Here is a 17,622-nt window from a genome sequence, read left to right as displayed (position 1 = left end):
GCACACGCGGCTGACGGCTCCTCTCCCTGCTTTCGCGTCGAGCTACCCTGCCGTACGGATCCGCTCTGGGTGCTGCTGGTCCGGCGAACCGCTCGTCAGGACCGTTCGGGCTCGGCCCTCCGCGAGCTGGGGCGACGCCGCGGGCCGTGGGAAGATGCGGCCATGGCCCCGCCCACCGAACCTGAGCTGCTCGAAGCCGCCGTCACCATCTTGCGCAAGGCCGGAGACTTCACGCTCCAGCACTTCCGGCACGCCGACCTCGCCATCGACCGCAAGGGCGACGGCACCCCGGTGACCGTCGCCGACCGCGGTGCCGAGCGCCTCGTCCGCGAGGAGCTCGAGCGGCTCTTCCCCGACGACGGCATCCTCGGCGAGGAGGAGGCCGAGAAGATCGGCACGTCCGGCCGCCGCTGGATCCTCGACCCGATCGACGGCACCAAGGCGTTCACGCACGGCGTCCCGCTCTACACCAACCTCCTGGCCCTCGAGGACGAGCACGGCATCGCCGTCGGCGTGATCAACGTGCCGGCGCTGGGCGAGACCGTCTTCGCCGGTCGCGGCCTCGGCTGCTTCGCCAACGGCGCGCCGGTGTCGGTCAACGACCGACCCACGCTCGAGGGGGCGTGCGTCAGCACCAGCGGCTTCACCCCGTGGGACGACGATGCCGTGCTCCGCGTCAAGAACAGCGGCGTGCAGCTGCGCACCTGGGGCGACGGCTACGGCTACGTCCTGGTGGCCACCGGGCGCATCGAGGCCATGTTCGACCCGGTCGCCGAGCTCTACGACCTCGCGCCGATGCCCATCATCTTGTCCGAGGCCGGCGGCCGCTTCACCAGCCTCGACGGCGAGGACGGGCCCGGCCACGGCCACGGGCTCGCCACCAACGGCCGGGTCCACGACGAGCTCCTCTCGATCCTGCGGGGCTGACCCGTGCTCGCCATCGGCTCCCTCGTGGTCGCGGCCGCCGCCAACGACACCTCCGGCTCCGACACCGCCGTGCTCGTGATCGGCGTCATCGTCGTCACCATCATCGGGGTGTACGTCGCCGCCCGGATGAAGCGCCGGTCATGACCACGGCACGGGTGGCCGGACGAGCCTTCGCGGTGCTCGTCGGCCTCGCCGTGCTGCTGCTCCCCGCGGCGCCGGCCTCGGCCGACGCCCCGAAGCCCACCGACTACCGGTCCGAGGTGCTGCACATCACCCCCGCGCTCCCCGCTGGCATGACCGCTCAGGTGGTGGGGGGCGACTCCTTCCTCGAGCTCAGCGTGCCGCGCGGGCACCGGGTGGTGGTCCCCGACTACGCCGCCGGCGACGACGAGCACCCCGCGCCCTACCTCCGCTTCCAGGCCGACGGCACCGTCCAGCGCAACCGGCTGGCCATCGCCACGGCGGCCAACGAGTCGCGGTTCGGCACGTCGGATCGCCAGCCGGACCCGACCGCGGCGCCGGAGTGGGAGACGGTCGCCACCGGCGGCACCTACGCCTGGCACGACCACCGGATTCACTGGATGTCGCCCACCCCGCCTCGAGGAGTCAGCGCCGACGGCCGCGTCGACCTCGGGGGCAAGGACGGCACCTGGTCCGTCCCGATCGTGGTCGACGGCACGCCCACCACGATCACCGGCCAGCTCGTGCTGCTCCCCAGCCCGTCTCCGCTGCCCTGGGTGGCCCTCGCCGTGGTGGTCCTGGCCGCGGGCCTGTTCATCGGCGTCCGTTGGGGCCTGAGCCCGGTGGCTGCGATCGCCGTGGTGGTGGCGTCGGCTGCCGTCGGGGTGTCGTGGGCCACCTGGACGTCGGCGCCGGCCTCCACCGGCGTCTCGTGGATCCCCATCGCGGTCTCGCTGGTGGCGGTGGTCGCCGCCCTTGCTGCCGTCTGGTCCCCGCCGCGGGTGCAGTTCATCGCCATCGCCGCCACGGCCGCCGCCCTGGTGGGGTGGGGCCTCTCGCGCTGGACCGTCCTCACCAAGGCCGTGCTGCCCACCACGCTGCCCTACGGGCTCGACCGGGCCGTCACCTCCGGGGCGTTCGGCGTCGGTCTGGCGCTCGCCGCGCTCCTGCTGTGGAAGCCGCCGGCCCGGTCCCGCCCTCCCGCTGCGTCGCTCCTGGAAGGTTCGACTTCGTAGAGCGAGGAAATCGTCCCGATGACTTCACCCAGCGTGGCCGAGGCCGATGGATGGCGTACATGGAACACGTCGGAACCATCCTGGAGCGAGAGGGCGATGCGCTCGAGCTCCTCCTCTTCAAGCTCATCGAGACCCGGCTCCTCCTGGAGGCGGGAGAGGCACGGTTCCTCCCCCGAGCGACCCGTGAGGTGGAGCGGGCCCGGACGCGAGCCCGCGAGCTCGACCTGCTGCGAGCGGCCACTGTCGCCCAGACGAGCAACGGCGCCACCCTGCGCGACCTGGCGGCCGCCGCGACCGGTCCATGGCCGGCGATCCTCCGCGACCACCACGATGTGCTCAGCCGCCTCGTCGAGGAGATCGAGGTGGTGGCGCACCAGAACGCCCGGACCGCACGCGAGGGCCTCGAGCAGCTGAGCCGGCAGCCCGTCGGTGCCGGCGCGGCGGGGCCCGGCCCCACCGGTGGGCGACCCATCCGCAACGCCGAGCTCGACCACCTGGCGAAGGGGGCCGCCCTCGATGCCGTCCTCGGCACCGCCGCCCGCCTGCGGATGCCCGACCTCCTCGACTTCCTCCGCTGAACCGGCGCTCGTCCGGCGCGACAGAGCCGGACCCGAAGGCCCGGCTCCGTGGACACGCCTCGGAGGGCGAGGCGAGTGGTTCGCATGCTGGGGACCAACCCGGTCGTCCCAGCACCAGCAACAATCGTGAGCCAGCAACGATCCTGACCCAGCGCCAGCGCTCGCCGAAGGCGAACGGGCCCGAGCGGCCCGGTGCTGGAGGCCCGCAAGGGCCGGAAGCACCCAGAGCGGATCAGTCCGGCATGGGTAGCTCAACGCCGAAGGCGGGGAGAAGCAACCGCAAGCCGCGATCCCGGCGCCGGCGCATGGCGGACCCGAGCCGGAGATTCGCCACGGTCTGAGCGAAGCTCAGGCCGTGGCGAGCTTGTCGGAGCCGATGCGGTCGTGCCAGTGCGACGCCTCGCCGATGGCCGAGGCGTACCCGGCCTTGCGGCGGGCGACCCGGCCCTGGGGGGCCTCGACGGTCTCACCGGTCTCGGCCTCGTACTGGGCGGTGATGCCCTCGCGAAGCATCTCCAGGGCCTCCGAGCGGAGCTGGGAGATGCGGGACTCGGTGACCCCCAGGAAGGAGGCGAGGTCCTGCGACTTGCGACCCTCGAGGAAGTAGCCCACCACGACCAGGCGGTGGCGCTCGGGGAGCAGGTGCACCGCGTCACGCAGGTACGAGCGCAGCTCCCGGTTCTCGAGCTCCTCGGAGGGCTCGAGCGTGCTGTCGTCGGTGAGCACCTCGACGAGGGTGAGGTCTTCCTCGCCGTCGTTGACGTCGTACTCGAGGGCCAGGACCACCGAGCGGAACATCTTGTCCTGCAGGCGGCGGAGCTCTTCCTTGCTGACACCGAGTGCCTGCGCGGTCTCGTCAGCCGAGGGCATGCGCCCCAGGTTGCTGGCGAGGCGCTGCTCGATCGACTCGAGCCGGCGGGCCAGGTTCCGCACGGAGCGGGGGGCCCAGTCGGCGGCGCGGACGGCGTCGAGGATCGCTCCACGGATGCGCTGCGCAGCGAAGCGGTCGAACGGGACGCCCCGGGACTCGTCGTAGCGGCGGGCCGCCTCGACCAGTCCGAGCGCACCGGCCGTGGCCAGCTCCTCGCGGTCGACGTGGCGGGGGAAGTTCACCGCCACCTGGAAGACCACGTGGCGGACCAGCGGAAGGTGATCCTCGATCAGCTTCTGCAGTTCCTTGTTCTCGGCACCTGTGTTCATCATCGCCCTCTTTCTGTTTGACCCGTGTCCAGTGGGTGACAGAAGCTTCGGACTGATATCGACATCACTTGAACGATTTCTTTTTGAAACCGCTCTCGATCGGCCTTGTTCGGCCACCTTTGAGTCATTCGACCCAGGAACCTGGCCCGTTCCCGAAGAAATCTTCTCGCAGAGCGGTTGAAGACCCACGCTCCGTGAGGTGACTCAGCCGAAGGAGGCGACCTTCACGCCACGGCGGGCGAGCTCGCGCAGGAACGGCTTGGGCTCGACCATGGTGGCGAGCCCGCCGGCACCCAGGTGGCAGGCCCGGCCCTCGCCCAGCTCCACCGCGGCGAGCGCGGCCACGGCGCCGCCGGCCACGCCCGGACGGTCCATGGCGCCCAGGATCTCGACGGCGATGCCGTCGTCACGGCGACCGCGGACCTCGACGCGCACCGCGCCCAGGCCGCCCTCGGGGTGCGGGGGCCGAAGCATGGGGAGCCGTGCCGTGAGGCGGTCGCGGCGGGTGGCGGCCAGGCGGGCCGTCACCCGGCCGACGCCGGGGAAGGCCGGGACGAGCAGCAGCGCGTCGGGCAGCGCGGCGCGGTAGCAGTCGGCGGCACCGATGGGGTCGGGGAACCAGCTCAGCTCACGGCCCGAGCCGGCGGCGCGGCGCTGCCAGCCGCCATCTCGCCAGTCGACGGCGACGCCCCCGAGCGACCCGTGGTGCTGGCGGGCGCAGGCGGGGCCACCGGTGCCCAGGCGGGCGACGTGGATCTCGTCGACGCTGCCGAGGCGATCGGCGGCCAGGCGGGCCAGGACGCAGGTGAGCCCCGGCGAGAACGTGGCGCCCACGATCAGGCTGGTGCCCCGGGCCTCGGCCTCGGGCCCGAGGTCGAGCAGGGCCCGGACCTCGTCGATCTCGTCGGACGTGGTGACCACGGGGATGCCCTCGGCGATCAGCTTCTGCGCCGCCTGCAGCTGGGTGCCGCACGGCGTGGCCAGCACGACGACGTCGGCCTCGGGCACCTGCTCGGTGGATCCGGATCTCGCCACGGCCTTCGATCCGAGTGAGCTCGACACCTCGTCGACACGTCCCTCGGCCGTGTCGCACAGGAGCACTCGCTCGACGCCGTCGGTGGATGCCAGCTGGCGGGCGGCCCGGGTGCCCACGGCCCCGAGCCCGACGACCGCGACCCGCATCAGCGGAGCTCGTCGGGCGAGAGCTCGCGCCAGCCGCCGCGCTGGGGCGGGGTGCCGCCGGAGCCCCGGACCCGCAGGACGGCCGCGATCCCCCCGGCGATGCCGATGGCGACCAGTGCTCGGCGGATCAACGTCACGGTTCTCTCCGGGCGGGATGGGAACGATCTCGTGGGGCTAGCTGGAATCGAACCAGCGACCTCACCCTTATCAGGGGTGCGCTCTAACCAACTGAGCTATAGCCCCGAGCGGGAGCCGACGGTAGCGGCTCGACCTGCCAGGATGCGAACCGCTTCGGTCCGACCGCCTCAGCGCTCGACGTCTTCTTCGATCACGATGAGGCGGATGCCGCCGGTCATCTCGCTGATGACGTTGACCAGCGCGGTGGCCAAGACGGTGATCACCGTGCCGGCGATCACGCCCACGGCGCCGATGGCAGCGCACGCCCGGAACATCTGGTTGCCGTAGAACGTGAAGTTCTCGAGCCCCACATCGGCGAGGAACGACTGCAGCTTGTCGACGTTGCCGCTCGAGTACAGGATCCCCCACAGGGCCGCGAGGGTGGCCAGCACGGCGAGGTACAGGCACGTGTACACCACGAGCGCGAGCTTCAGCACCGACCAGAGGTCGATGCGCCGCACCACCCGCTTGACGCGGCGGGCGTGGCGGACACGAGGGCCCGATGACGCGGTGGCGGTGGCGGTGGCGGCCGTAGAGGCCGCGGGTGCAGGCGCCGGGACGGCGCGGTGCTCGCTGGTGTCGTCGGGCCCGCGGTCGGCGACCGCGGTGGCTGCGGCGGGGCTGCCGCCCAGGAACCCCGGAGGCACCGCGGCGGGCGACGCCGGGGCCTTGGGCTGGGGTGCCGGGGTTGGCGGGGCCTCGATGGCCTGGCCGTTGCCCCACCCCGCGGGCGTGGGGCGCTCCGGACGAGGCGGGCGGCTGGGGCCACCGGCACGCGGAGCGTTCACGGAAGCCTTTGGCGCGGTGGGACCCGGCTCGTCGACAGACACGTTCCGAGCCTAGGGGATGGGCGTGGGCACCCAACGAGCACGGGCCGAGGCCGTGAGGCCCGCTCGCTCGATGGTGACGGCCACACCGCCATCGTCGTCGTGGAAGGTCACCAGGGTGGCCTGGTTGACCGTGGCCAGCGCCGAGGCCGCACCGCGACCCTGCGTTGCCCCAGCCAGCGCAGCGGCGTCGGCCGCAGCCTGAGCCGAAGCGCGCGACCCGGCAGCGGTCCCGATGCGGGCCACGCCCAGCGAGAGCAGCGCGGCGAACAGGACCGCCACCAGGACCAGCGGAGCGACCTGGCCCCGCTCCTGCTGCTGGCCGGGCCGCCGGCGTGCGGCCGAGTCAGTCATCTTCGGCCGAGAGCACCGGGGCGACCGCAGCCACCGTCCGATCGCCCTCGACGTTCATGACCTTCACACCCGTGGCATCTCGGCCCTGCGAGGAGATCCCTCGGACCTCCATGCGGCTGACGACGCCGTCGGAGGCGATCGCGAGGATCTCGTCCTCGATGCCGACCATGAACGCAGCCACCACGAAGCCCTTCTTGGCGGTGAGCTTGATGCCCCGCACGCCCTGGCCCCCTCGACCTTGGATGTTGAACTTGTCGAGCTGGGTGCGCTTGCCGTAGCCGCCATCGGTGACGATCAGGATGGCGGTGTCATCGCGGGCGACGTCGCACGAGACGACCTCGTCTCCGGGCTTCATCTTCATGCCGCGCACGCCGGCGGTGGAGCGGCCCATGGGGCGCACGTCGTCTTGCGTGTAGCGGATGGTCATGCCGCTGCGGCTGACCATGAAGATCTCGTCGGCGTCGTTGACGGGGATGACCTTCACCAGTTCGTCACCGTCTCGCAGGTTGATGGCGATCAGCCCGGCCCGCAGCGACGAGTCGTACTCGCTGAAGCGCGTCTTCTTCACCTGCCCGTTCCGGGTGGCGAAGAACAGGTACTGGTTGGTCTCGTAGTCGCGCGTGTCGATGATCGCCTTGATCTGCTCTCCGGGCTGGAGGGGCAGGAGGTTCACGATGGCGGTGCCGCGCGCGGTGCGCTCCTTCATCGGGATCTCGTGCGCCTTCAGGCGGTACACCCGCCCGAGGTTCGAGAAGAACAGCAGGTAGGCGTGCGCGGTGGTGGTGATGATGTGCGCGATGTAGTCCTCGTCGCGCAGCTTGCCGCCCGACACGCCGCGACCGCCTCGGCCCTGGGCCTTGAAGGCGTCGGCCGAGATCGTCTTGGTGTAGCCCTTGGCCGACATGGTGACGATGAGGTCCTCGTCGTCGATCAGGTCCTCGATGTCGATGTCACCGATGTCGTAGGTGACCTTGGAGAGGCGGTCGGTGGCGTACTTGCCCCGGATCTCGCCCATCTCGTCCTTGATGACCTGCATCAGCACGACGCGGTCACCGAGGATGGCCTCGTAGCTGGCGATGCGGGCCCGGAGCTCCTCCATCTCCTCCTCGAGCTGGGAGCGGCCCAGGCGGGTGAGGCGGTGCAGCTGCATGTCGAGGATGTACTCGGCCTGCACCTCGGAGAACTCGAAGGGCGTGGCCTGCAGCGCGTCGCGAGCGTCGGCCTTGTCGGCCGACGCGCGGATCGTGGCGATGATCTGGTCGATCAGGTCGAGGGCCTTGATGAGGCCTTCGACGATGTGGGCCCGGTCGCGGGCCTTCTTGAGCCGGAACTCGGTGCGCCGGGTGATCACCTCGACCTGGTGCTCGATGTAGTGGAACAGCACCTCACGCAGGTTGAGGGTGCGCGGCACGCCGTCGACCAGGGCCACGGTGTTCACCGAGAACGAGGTCTGCATCGGGGTGCGCTTGTAGAGGTTGTTGAGGATGACGAGACCCGGTGCGTCGCGCTTGAGCGTGATGACGATCCGGGTGTCGTTGCCCGAGCTCTCCTCGTTGGCGTCGGAGATGCCCTCGATCTCCTTGGTGGCCACCAGCTCCTTGATCTTGGAGAGCACCGCGTTCGGACCGACCTGGTACGGCAGCTGGCTGATCACGATCTTGTCGCCGCCGCGGGTGGACTCCTCGATCTCGGCGACGGCGCGCATGCGGATGGTGCCGCGGCCCGTCCGGTAGGCGTCCATGATCCCGGCGCGGCCCATGATGAGTGCGCCCGTGGGGAAGTCGGGGCCCTTGACGTACTCCATGAGATCGTCGGGGGTGGCGTCGGGGTTGTCGATCAGGTGGATGGTGGCGTCGATGACCTCGCCCAGGTTGTGGGGCGGGATGTTGGTGGCCATGCCCACCGCGATGCCCTGGCTGCCGTTGACCAGCAGGTTGGGGAACCGGCTGGGCAGGACCTGCGGCTCGACGAACTCACCGGAGTAGTTGTCGTCGAAGTCGACCGTGTCCTCGTCGATGTCGGCGAGCATCGACATGGCGAGCGGAGCGAGGCGGCACTCGGTGTAGCGGGCGGCCGCGGGCCCGTAGTCGGACGAGCCGAAGTTGCCGTGGCCTTGGACCAGCGGGTGGCGCATCGAGTGGTCCTGCGCCATGCGGACCAGCGCGGCGTAGATCGAGAGATCGCCGTGGGGGTGGTACTTGCCCATGACCTCGCCGGTGACGCGGGCGCACTTCATGAACTGGCGATCGGGGCGGTTGCCCAGGTCGTGCATGCCCCAGAGGATCCGGCGGTGCACCGGCTTGAGGCCGTCGCGCACGTCGGGCAGGGCACGGGAGACGATGACCGACATGGAGTAGTCGAGGAACGACCGCTCCATCTCGTCTTCGATCTCGATGGGCTCGATCAGCCCGTAGGCGGTGATGGTGGGGTCGTTGCCGTCGTCGTCGCCGACACCGGCATCGTCGATCGGGGGAAGCTCGTCGTCAGCCATGGTTCTCGTTCAGTCCTGGGGGATCGGTGGGGCGCGGCCTCAGATGTCGAGGAAGCGCACGTCCTTGGCGTTGGTCTGGATGAAGTTCTTGCGGGCCTCGACGTCTTCGCCCATGAGGGTGGAGACCGCCGTGTCGGCCGTGGCCGCCTGCTCGACGCCCACCTGCAGCAGCGTGCGGCTGGCGGCGTCCATCGTCGTGACCTTGAGCTCGTCCCAGTCCATCTCGCCCAAGCCCTTGAGGCGGGCGAACTCCTTCTTGTGGTTGGGGTTCTCGGCGAGGAACGCGTTCTTGGCCGCGTCGTCCTTGAGGTAGAGCTTCTCCTTGCCCACCACGGTGGAGTACAGCGGCGGCTGCGCGATGTACACGTGGTTCTGCTCCACGAGCTCCTTCATGTGGCGGAAGAAGAACGTGAGCAGCAGGGTGCGGATGTGACTGCCGTCGACGTCGGCGTCGCACAGCAGGATGACCCGGTCGTAGCGGATCTTCGTGACATCGAACTCGTCGGCCCCGAACCCGGCCCCGATGGCGGAGATGAGGGCCTGGATCTCGTTGTTCTTGAGCATCTTGTCGAGGCGGGCGCGCTCGACGTTGAGGATCTTCCCGCGGATCGGGAGGATGGCCTGGACCCGGGGATCGCGGGCCTTGATGGCCGAGCCGCCGGCCGAGTCGCCCTCGACGATGAACAGCTCGCACTCGCTCCGGTCTCGGCTCGAGCAGTCCTTGAGCTTGTCGGGCATGCCGGCGCCGTCGAGCGCGCTCTTGCGGCGGGTGGCGTCGCGCGCCGTGCGGGCCGCGGCCCGGGCCCGCTGGGCGTCGATCGACTTCTTGACGATCTTGTTGGCCTCGGTGGGGTGCTCCTCGAACCAGTCGGCCATCTTCTCGTTGGTGGCCTTCTGCACCAGGCTCTTGATCTCGGGGTTGCCGAGCTTGTCCTTGGTCTGGCCCTCGAACTGCGGCTCCTGGAGACGCACCGAGATGATGGCCGTGAGGCCCTCCCGGACGTCTTCGCCGACGAGGTTGACGTCCTTCTCCTTGAGCAGGTTGCGGGCCCGTGCGTACTTGTTGATGACCGTGGTCAGCGCGGCGCGAAAGCCCTCTTCGTGGGTGCCACCACCGTTGGTGGCGATGCCGTTGGCGAAGCTGTGCATGCCGTCGGTCTGGTAGCCCTCGTTCCACTGGAACGCGATCTCCACCTCGGCGAACTCCTCGGCCTGGTCGAGGTAGCCGACCCGGCTGAACAGGGGCGACTTGGTGGCGTTGACGTGCTTCACGAAGTCGACGATGCCGTTGGCGTACTTGTAGGTGACGCGCTCGGACTCGTGCCCCTCGCGCTCGTCCTTGAAGTTGATCTCCAGCGCCTTGTTGAGGAAGGCCATCATCTGGAAGCGCTCGAGCATCGTGCGCGAGACGAACTCGACCGACTCGAAGATGCCGGCGTCGGGCCAGAAGGTGACCGTGGTGCCCGTGCGCTCGCGCGGGGACTTGCCGATGACCTCGAGCTTGGTCCGCTTGGTGCCGCCTTCGGCGAACTCGATCTGGTGGCGGTCGCCGTCGCGGTCGACCTCGACCACCACGCGGCTGGAGAGCGCGTTGACCACCGACACGCCGACACCGTGGAGCCCGCCGGAGACCTTGTACCCGCCGTCGGGGCCGCCGAACTTGCCGCCGCCGCCGAGCTTGGTGAGGGCGATCTCGACGCCGGTCATCTTGAACTCGGGGTGGACGTCGACCGGGATGCCACGACCGTTGTCGGCCACGCGGCAGGCACCGTCGGCGAGGAGGGTGATGTCGATCCGGTCGCAGAACCCGGCCATCGCTTCATCGACCGAGTTGTCGACGACCTCCCACACGAGGTGGTGCAGCCCGGAGATCCCGGTGCCGCCGATGTACATCCCGGGGCGCTTGCGGACGTGCGCGAGCCCCTCGAGGATCGTCATGGAACTAGCTGAGTACGACTGCTTCGCGGGAGGCACGGCGCGACCTTTCAGGACCGAGGGAGAGACCGGTGAGCGACTGCTCGGGGAGCCACGGCGAGGGCGGTGCCGAGTGGCAGTTCGAGGCGCTTCACGATGGCACTGAGCCTACCACGAGAGGGTGACATCGAGGCTCATCCCCGACCACATCGGGAACTCATGAGAATGAGGCGCTACAAGGCCTCATGACCGATTTGGAGCCGGCTCAGCGACGAACGATCCTGGTGCTCACCGAGGTCACCACACCGGGCCCCACGAGGCGGTCGAGCCGCCCGATGATCTCCCGCTCCGACCACCGGAGGTGACTCGCCCACGCCGGGCTGTCGACCCCCACGCGCAGGCACCCGTCCTCGATCGCGACCGGCTGCGCGTGCCCCGCCAGCTCGTCGCCCACGACGGTGCTCCAGCCCTCGTGGATCTGGATGATCGCCTCCGCCTTCGGGGCCCCCATCCCAGCGAGCACGGTGTCGAGCAGTCCCGCGAGCGCGCTCGGCTCGGGCCCGTCGCCCGTGGCATCAGAGGTGGGGAGTCGGGACCACGGCACACCACCAGTCTCGCGCGGGGGTGTGACGGTCAGCCCGGGGCCACCGTGCCGTCGCGCACCTGGAGCACGGCGCCGGGTGACGCGCCTGCGGGGAGCCCACCCGCCGTGGACAGGATCGTCTGCCCCGGAGGGAGCGATCGCAGCAGGGCGTCGCTGCGCTCGGGGTCGAGCTCGGAGAACACGTCGTCGAGCAGCAGCACGGGTGAGCTGTCGGTGTGCTCCGTGACCACGTGGTGCGCGGCCAGCCGCAGCGCGAGCGCGAGCGACCGCTGCTCCCCCTGCGATGCGTGGGTTCGGCTGGGCAGGCCGGCGATCACCAGGTCGAGCTCGTCGCGGTGGGGCCCGACGGTGGACACGCCGCGGCGCAGGTCGTCCTTGCGCGAGGCCAGCAGCGCGTCGGCGAGCCCGACGGCCATCCACGGCGGGTCGTAGGTGGCGTGCACCTCAGCCGCCTGCTGCGCCACCTGGTCGTACGCGTCGGCCAGGACCGGCTCGAGGGCTCCCACCAGGTTCTGGCGGGCTGAGGCGAGCGCCTCCCCCGCCGCCACGAGCTTGGCGTCGAACACGTCCAGCGTGAGCTCCACCTCGGGTGTCAGCCGGCCACCCGACTGCTTCAGGAGCGCGCCGCGCTGGCGGAGGACGCGATCCAGATCGGACTGCATCTGGTCGTAGCGCGGGTGCAGCGACACGAGGGTCTCGTCGAGGTACCGGCGGCGATCCCCAGGCGAGCCCTTGACCAGCGTGAGGTCGTCGGGGGAGAACACCGTCGCCCGCAGGGCCCCGAGCAGGTCCCGGGCTCGGCGCAACGGCTGCTTGTTGAGCTGCGCCCGGTTGCGGCCGTTGGCCACGATCTCGGCCTCGAGGAGCAGGTCACGGCCCTCGCGATCGGCTTCGGCCCGCACGATGGCGCGCTCGGCGCCGGCGCGCACCAGTGCTTCGTTCGGGGCGCCGCGGAACGAGGACAGCGTGGCCAGGTAGCCGATCGCCTCGAGCAGGTTGGTCTTGCCGTGGCCGTTGGGGCCCAGCACCGCGGTGAGCCCGGGATCGAACGCCGCGTCGGCCTCTCGGTAGCCGCGGAAGTCGGTCAGCCAGAGGCGACGGAGCTGCACCCGGTGCGGATCAGGAGACCCGGACCGGCATCAGCAGGTACAGGAACTCCTGGGCCTCGCCGGCGCGGATCACCGCGGGCTTCTGGGCATCGACCGTGTCGAGGTAGATCTCATCGCCGGGCGTGACCTCGACCCCGCTGAGCAGGTAGTCGGGGTTGAACGCGACGGTGAGCTCCGTGCCCTCGTAGCTGGCGTCGAGCTGCTCGTGGGCCTGACCGACGTCCTGCGTGATGGCCACCAGCTCGAGCCCGTCGGCGCTCATGGCGAGGCGCACGGGCGTGTTGAGCTCGCGCGCCATGAGCTTGACGCGCTTGACGGCTTCGACGAGCGCCTCGCGCCCGACGGTGAGCCGGTTGGGGTGGCTGGCCGGGATGAGCCCCCGGTAGTTCGGGAACTCGCCCTCGATGAGCCGGGTGGTGAGGCGGACGCCACCCACCTCGAAGGCGGCCTCACGCTCGCCCAGGCGCAGCGTGACCTCTTCGGCCGACCCCAGGAGGCGCTCGAGCTCGCGGAGCGCCCGAGAGGGAACCAGCACGCTCTGGCCCTCACCCAGCACCGAGGTGCCCGGCAGGTCTCGCACGGCGAGCCGGTACGAGTCGGTGGCCACGAGCCGCAGGCCCCCGGCTTCGGCCGCGAGGAGCACACCGGTGAGGATCGGGCGGGCGTCGTCGGCGCTGGCAGCCGGGACCACCTGGCGCAGAGCGCCGGCGAAGTCCTTGGCGGCCAGGGTGACCGCCTCGTCGGCGGGCATGGCCAGCCGCGGGAACTCGTCGGCCGGAAGGAGGCGCAGCGATGACTCGAAGCGGCCGGCGGTGATCCGGGCCTCGTCGCCCTCGACCGACACCTCGACACGGGGATCGCCCAGCGAGCGGACCAGGTCAGACGAGATCTTGGCCGGGAGCACGGCCACGCCGTCCTGTTCCCCGGCGACGGTGATCTCGATCTCGATGGTGAGCTCCAGGTCGCTGCCGGTGAGGCGCAGGCGATCGCCGGTGAGCTCGGCACGGACCCCGGAGAGCACGGGCAGGGCTCCGCCGCGGTTGGCCACGGCTCGGCCGGCCGAGGCAAGGGCCTCGACCAAGGTGTCACGCTCGCAACGGAACTTCACGGGTAGCGCTCGCTTTCTCCGGAGAAGGTGCTGATAGAGATCTGGTGTTGGTAATAGGGCCTGTGGACTGGGGACAACTGTCCATCAGTGCAGGTCAGAGGCCAAGTGGTTGGCCGGCCGGGATCCACAGCGTTCCACAGGTCGCGGACGTCGCGGTGCACCGGTGGGGATTCGGGGGCTGGTTCTCCCCGTTCGTCCCGTGCGCGTCCCTCGCTCGTCCACAGGCTGATCCCCGGGAACGCGCCGAGAAATGCCCAGGCTCCTGTGGATAGCAGTGGACAACCCATGTGACGCCGGGCACGAACGCACCGTGGTCATGCGCCCTTGCGGATCTGGTTGAGCAGCTCGGTGACCTGGTCGTAGATCTGCCGGCGCTCGCCCATGAGGGCCTTGATCTTCTCGACCGCGTGGATGACCGTGGTGTGATCTCGGCCGCCGAACTCTCGTGCGATGGCCGGGTACGACAGGTCGGTGAGGTCCCGGAAGACGTACATCGCGATCTGACGCGCGGTGACCAGCGGTCGCTGGCGGCTCTTGCCCTTGAGGTCTTCGATGCTGAAGTCGAACATCTCCGAGGTGGTCTGCAGGATGAGCGCAGGCGTGATCGGCCGCGGCTGGCGGTCGCCGATGATGTCGTGCAGGTGCTTCTCGGCCTCTGCCAGGGTCACTGGACGCTTGTGGAGCTTCGCCAGAGCCGAGACCCGGTTGAGGGCGCCTTCGAGCTCACGGATGTTGTCGGTGATGTTGACCGCGATGAACTCGAGCACCTCGTCGGGCACCGGGACGGCTTCGCCCTCGGCCTTCTTTCCCAGCACGGCCAGGCGCGTCTCGAGGTCGGGCGGCTGGATGTCGGTGATCAGCCCCATCTTGAAGCGGCTCCGCAGCCGGTTCTCCAGGGTGGAGATGGCGTCGGGCGGGCGATCGGACGACAGCACCAGCTGGCGGCGGCCCTCGTGGAGGGCGTTGAACGTGTGGAAGAACTCCTCCTGGGTCTCCTTGCGGTTCTCCAGGAACTGGATGTCGTCGACCAGCAGGACGTCGACCTCTCGGTAGCGGCGCTTGAACTCGGCCGAGGTGTTGAGTCGGATCGATTCGATGAACTCGTTCAGGAAGGTCTCGCTGGTCACGTAGCGGACCACGTAGTCGCGGTAGTTCTCCTCGACGTAGTGCTTGATCGCCTGCAGGAGGTGGGTCTTGCCCAGGCCGGCGTCGCCGTAGATGAACAGTGGGTTGTAGGAGCGCCCGGGCTGGCCGGCCACCGAGAGGGCGGCTGCGTGGGCGAACTGGTTCGACGGCCCCCGGACGAAGTCGTCGAAGGTGCGCGTCACCGGCGCGGCGTCCATCCCGGGGATGGCCGGGGGGCCCTGGCCGCCGGTGGAACCAGACGGCGCCGGCGTCACCTCGACCGGGCGAGCCCCGAGGAACTCGTCGAACGGGTCGGCCACCGTGGAGCTCTCACCGGCGTGCGGGCGGACCTCCAACACGATGGTGAGCTGCTGGTTGCTGGCGTCTCGCACGATGTCCTGGACGAGCGAGAGGTAGCGGCCCTCGACGCGGTCCTTGACCACTGCACTGGGCACGGCCAAGCGCAAGACGTCGCCTTCGACGCCGAGATCGGTGATGTCCTGGAACGTTGACCGCCAGACCGCATCGGACACCTGGGTCCGGAGCGATTCCTGGCAGTTCGTCCACAGGTGCTCACCGTCTCCCACCTGCTCGAACCGTCCTCGTCGTTGGTGTTCCACAGCCGAGTCCACACCTGTGGAAAAGCATGTTCAACCCCGGAGCGTGCGGCTGCTCCGGGGACCTCACTATCGCCTCTGTGCCCCACATCGCTCCAGCGGACCGGTGTGGCAGAGAGCGGACCGTACCACCGTCGGCACGGGCGTGCGCAAGGGCTCCACGGCCGGTCTTCTGCGGGTGCAGGTCAGCGTGCGGGCGGGCCGCGATTGCTCCACGGCGTGGTGGGGACGTAGCGTTGTCCGGATGGCTCCGTGCTCGCGCACGGTCCGCACCGTCGTCATGCGCGGCCACACCTTGGTGGCCGCTCGAGCTGCGCCAGCGCGCAGCTCCCGAGGAGGAACAGTGAAGCGCACCTTTCAACCCAACGTCCGCAAGCGGGCCAAGAACCACGGCTTCCGCAAGCGGATGTCCACCAAGGCCGGCCGCTCCGTGCTGCGCAGCCGTCGCCTGAAGGGCCGGGCCAAGCTGTCGGCCTGATCCGCCGCGTGCCCGATCGCCGCACGTTCGTGGCGCTCCGGGCATCGGGGATCCGGGTCCGCCGCGGACCGCTCTCGGCGACCTACCTCGCCGTCGATGGTGACGGTGCCACGCAGGTGGCCTACGCCATCACCAAGCGAGTTGGTGGTGCGGTGGAGCGAAACCGGTTGCGCCGGCGGCTCCGAGCGGTGTTCGCAGATCTGGCCCGGGAGGGCCGGGGTGCGGTGCCCGAAGGTGTGCTGTTGGTCTCGGCAGGTCCAGAGGCGTCCGACCGAGACCCTGAGGAACTGAGGAACGACGTGAAGAGGCTGCTCGCCGCTCTCGAGACCCGCCGGATCGGCGGGGAGGCGCCATGAGCCCCGTGGCGCGCGTCCTTCGCAGCTTCGTGCGCTTCTACCAGCGGGTTCGCGCCGGTCGGCCCTCGCCGTGCCGCTACCAGCCCACCTGCTCCTCCTATGCGGTCGAGGCGCTCGAGGTGCACGGCGCGGCCCGCGGATCCTGGCTCGCCATCAAGCGGATCAGCCGCTGCCATCCCTGGGGCGGCCACGGGTGGGACCCTGTCCCCCAGCCAACCGACCACTCTGACCACCACCACGAACGGACGGCCGCCTGATGTACAACCTCATCGCGAAGCCGCTGGAGTTCTTCTACGGGTTGTACCCGAACTACGCGGTCGCCATCTCGCTGCTGACGTTGTCGATCATGATCCTGCTGCTGCCGCTGACCCTCAAGGGCACGCGCAGCATGCTGGCCATGCAGAAGCTCCAGCCGGAGCTCAAGAAGATCCAGAACAAGTACAAGGACGATCGCCAGAAGCTCAACGAAGAGATGATGGCGTTCTACAAGGAGAACAACATCAACCCGGTCTCGGGTTGCCTGCCGCTGCTGCTGCAGATGCCGGTGTTCATCATCTTGTACCGCACGCTCTTCCAGCTCTTGAACCGGGCGCCCTACGGCTACGACATGGGCGCGGCATCGGTCCGGTCCACCACCGGCATCAACGGCGGCGCCGGCGTCGGGATCTGGGAGAAGTTCGGCTGGTTCCGACCGAACCACATCTCCCACACCTCGCAGCTCTACATCGACCTCAGCCACACCCGGGTGATGGAGGCGTGGGGCTTGAACCTCGCCGAGTCGGCCCAGAAGGCGCTCCGCCAGGGCTACTCCTCGGCGCTCCCCTACATCTTGCTGGTGCTGGCCGTGACGGCCACGTCGTACATCCAGCAGAAGCAGGTGTCGGGCCGGAACACCGCCACCCCGGTGAACCCGCAGCAGCAGATGCTGATGCGGATCATGCCGCTGTTCTTCGCCTTCATCTCGTTCACGCTGCCCGCCGGCATCGTCGTGTACTTCCTGGTCTCGAACCTCTTCCGGGTGGGCCAGCAGGCGCTGATCACCCGCACGATGTACCGAGACGATGACGCTCCCGTGGCCACCACTGGCCGGGAAACTGCCAAATCGTCAATAAAATCTGACGAGGTCGCGGAGAAGCCGAAGGGCTTCCTCGCCCAGATCAAGGAGATCGGGCTCCCCAACCCGGCTGAAGCCAAGCGCGAGGCGCAGAGCTCCAAGAGCTCCGGTACGTCCGGCAACAGCACCAACACATCCAAGAACGGAGCCTCTTCGACGAAGAGCTCCAACTCCGCCCCGTCGGCCAAGTCGTCGACGGCTGGCCCGAGTCGTGCGGCACCAACCGCGGCGAACCGGTCCAAATCCAAGAAGAAGAGGAAGTGAT

General features: G+C 69.6%; 19 protein-coding genes and 1 tRNA gene. 8 read left to right on the top strand and 12 right to left on the bottom strand.

What is annotated here, in order from left to right; translation table 11 throughout:
- Positions 1-162 precede the first annotated feature (162 nt).
- Genes ACPPVX_RS11465 through flgN form a run of 4 tightly spaced genes read left to right on the top strand, consistent with a single transcriptional unit; the run spans position 163 to position 2,701 of the window.
- On the top strand, positions 163-927 hold the full coding sequence (locus ACPPVX_RS11465; RefSeq protein WP_426570689.1) for an inositol monophosphatase family protein: 765 nt from the start codon (positions 163-165) through the stop codon (positions 925-927).
- A gap of 3 nt (positions 928-930) precedes the next feature.
- Positions 931-1,071 (top strand): hypothetical protein, encoded by a 141-nt coding sequence (locus tag ACPPVX_RS11460; RefSeq protein WP_426570688.1) that lies wholly within the window; start codon positions 931-933, stop codon positions 1,069-1,071.
- Positions 1,068-2,123, top strand: coding sequence for a hypothetical protein (locus ACPPVX_RS11455; RefSeq protein WP_426570687.1), 1,056 nt, complete (start codon positions 1,068-1,070; stop codon positions 2,121-2,123). Before ACPPVX_RS11460 ends, ACPPVX_RS11455 begins: the two co-directional genes overlap by 4 nt.
- 59 nt (positions 2,124-2,182) lie before the next feature.
- Positions 2,183-2,701 carry a flagellar export chaperone FlgN gene (gene flgN, locus ACPPVX_RS11450; protein WP_426570686.1) on the top strand — a complete coding sequence of 173 codons (519 nt, stop codon included), beginning with the start codon at positions 2,183-2,185 and terminating at the stop codon, positions 2,699-2,701.
- A gap of 348 nt (positions 2,702-3,049) precedes the next feature.
- Here flgN and ACPPVX_RS11445 read toward each other — a convergent pair whose 3' ends face one another.
- The 12 genes from ACPPVX_RS11445 to dnaA form a co-directional block, all read right to left on the bottom strand.
- Entirely contained in the window at positions 3,050-3,904 is an 855-nt protein-coding gene (locus ACPPVX_RS11445; protein WP_426570685.1) for a sigma-70 family RNA polymerase sigma factor, read from the bottom strand.
- A 201-nt stretch (positions 3,905-4,105) separates the two neighbouring features.
- Positions 4,106-5,083, bottom strand: coding sequence for a Gfo/Idh/MocA family oxidoreductase (locus tag ACPPVX_RS11440; RefSeq protein ID WP_426570684.1), 978 nt, complete (start codon positions 5,081-5,083; stop codon positions 4,106-4,108).
- Positions 5,083-5,220 (bottom strand): hypothetical protein, encoded by a 138-nt coding sequence (locus tag ACPPVX_RS11435; protein WP_426570683.1) that lies wholly within the window; start codon positions 5,218-5,220, stop codon positions 5,083-5,085. Before ACPPVX_RS11435 ends, ACPPVX_RS11440 begins: the two co-directional genes overlap by 1 nt.
- A 32-nt stretch (positions 5,221-5,252) precedes the next feature.
- Positions 5,253-5,326: transfer RNA gene (locus ACPPVX_RS11430), tRNA-Ile, on the bottom strand.
- Positions 5,327-5,388: 62 nt separating this feature from the next.
- Positions 5,389-6,048: a DUF3566 domain-containing protein gene (locus ACPPVX_RS11425; protein ID WP_426570682.1), complete on the bottom strand. Its 660-nt coding sequence runs from the start codon at positions 6,046-6,048 to the stop codon at positions 5,389-5,391.
- Between the two features lie 51 nt (positions 6,049-6,099).
- On the bottom strand, positions 6,100-6,441 hold the full coding sequence (locus ACPPVX_RS11420) for a pilus assembly protein TadG-related protein (RefSeq protein WP_426570681.1): 342 nt from the start codon (positions 6,439-6,441) through the stop codon (positions 6,100-6,102).
- Positions 6,434-8,932 carry a DNA gyrase subunit A gene (gene gyrA, locus ACPPVX_RS11415; RefSeq protein WP_426570680.1) on the bottom strand — a complete coding sequence of 833 codons (2,499 nt, stop codon included), beginning with the start codon at positions 8,930-8,932 and terminating at the stop codon, positions 6,434-6,436. Before gyrA ends, ACPPVX_RS11420 begins: the two co-directional genes overlap by 8 nt.
- A 39-nt stretch (positions 8,933-8,971) precedes the next feature.
- Positions 8,972-10,921 (bottom strand): DNA gyrase/topoisomerase IV subunit B, encoded by a 1,950-nt coding sequence (locus tag ACPPVX_RS11410; RefSeq protein WP_426575028.1) that lies wholly within the window; start codon positions 10,919-10,921, stop codon positions 8,972-8,974.
- A gap of 190 nt (positions 10,922-11,111) precedes the next feature.
- A complete protein-coding gene (locus ACPPVX_RS11405) occupies positions 11,112-11,450 on the bottom strand; it encodes a DUF721 domain-containing protein (RefSeq protein ID WP_426570679.1) in 339 nt (112 codons plus the stop codon).
- Positions 11,451-11,479: 29 nt separating this feature from the next.
- On the bottom strand, positions 11,480-12,559 hold the full coding sequence (gene recF, locus ACPPVX_RS11400; protein WP_426570678.1) for a DNA replication/repair protein RecF: 1,080 nt from the start codon (positions 12,557-12,559) through the stop codon (positions 11,480-11,482).
- A gap of 10 nt (positions 12,560-12,569) precedes the next feature.
- Positions 12,570-13,667 (bottom strand): DNA polymerase III subunit beta, encoded by a 1,098-nt coding sequence (gene dnaN / locus ACPPVX_RS11395; RefSeq protein WP_426570677.1) that lies wholly within the window; start codon positions 13,665-13,667, stop codon positions 12,570-12,572.
- A gap of 314 nt (positions 13,668-13,981) precedes the next feature.
- Positions 13,982-15,379 (bottom strand): chromosomal replication initiator protein DnaA, encoded by a 1,398-nt coding sequence (dnaA, locus tag ACPPVX_RS11390; protein WP_426570676.1) that lies wholly within the window; start codon positions 15,377-15,379, stop codon positions 13,982-13,984.
- Between the two features lie 373 nt (positions 15,380-15,752).
- Between dnaA and rpmH the strand changes: the two genes are divergently transcribed.
- Genes rpmH through ACPPVX_RS11370 form a run of 4 tightly spaced genes read left to right on the top strand, consistent with a single transcriptional unit; the run spans position 15,753 to position 17,621 of the window.
- Positions 15,753-15,887, top strand: a complete 135-nt coding sequence (rpmH, locus tag ACPPVX_RS11385) for a 50S ribosomal protein L34 (RefSeq protein WP_426570675.1) — start codon at positions 15,753-15,755, stop codon at positions 15,885-15,887.
- An 8-nt stretch (positions 15,888-15,895) separates the two neighbouring features.
- On the top strand, positions 15,896-16,243 hold the full coding sequence (locus tag ACPPVX_RS11380) for a ribonuclease P protein component (protein WP_426570674.1): 348 nt from the start codon (positions 15,896-15,898) through the stop codon (positions 16,241-16,243).
- The gene (yidD, locus tag ACPPVX_RS11375) at positions 16,240-16,500 is read left to right on the top strand and encodes a membrane protein insertion efficiency factor YidD (RefSeq protein ID WP_426570673.1); all 261 of its coding nucleotides are present in this window, start codon (positions 16,240-16,242) and stop codon (positions 16,498-16,500) included. Before ACPPVX_RS11380 ends, yidD begins: the two co-directional genes overlap by 4 nt.
- Entirely contained in the window at positions 16,500-17,621 is a 1,122-nt protein-coding gene (locus ACPPVX_RS11370) for a YidC/Oxa1 family membrane protein insertase (protein WP_426570672.1), read from the top strand. Before yidD ends, ACPPVX_RS11370 begins: the two co-directional genes overlap by 1 nt.
- Position 17,622: the final 1 nt, after the last annotated feature.

The sequence above is a fragment of the Aquihabitans sp. McL0605 genome (assembly GCF_049993875.1).
Lineage (GTDB): Bacteria > Actinomycetota > Acidimicrobiia > Acidimicrobiales > Iamiaceae > Aquihabitans.
This window is presented reverse-complemented; position numbering and strand designations above follow the sequence as displayed.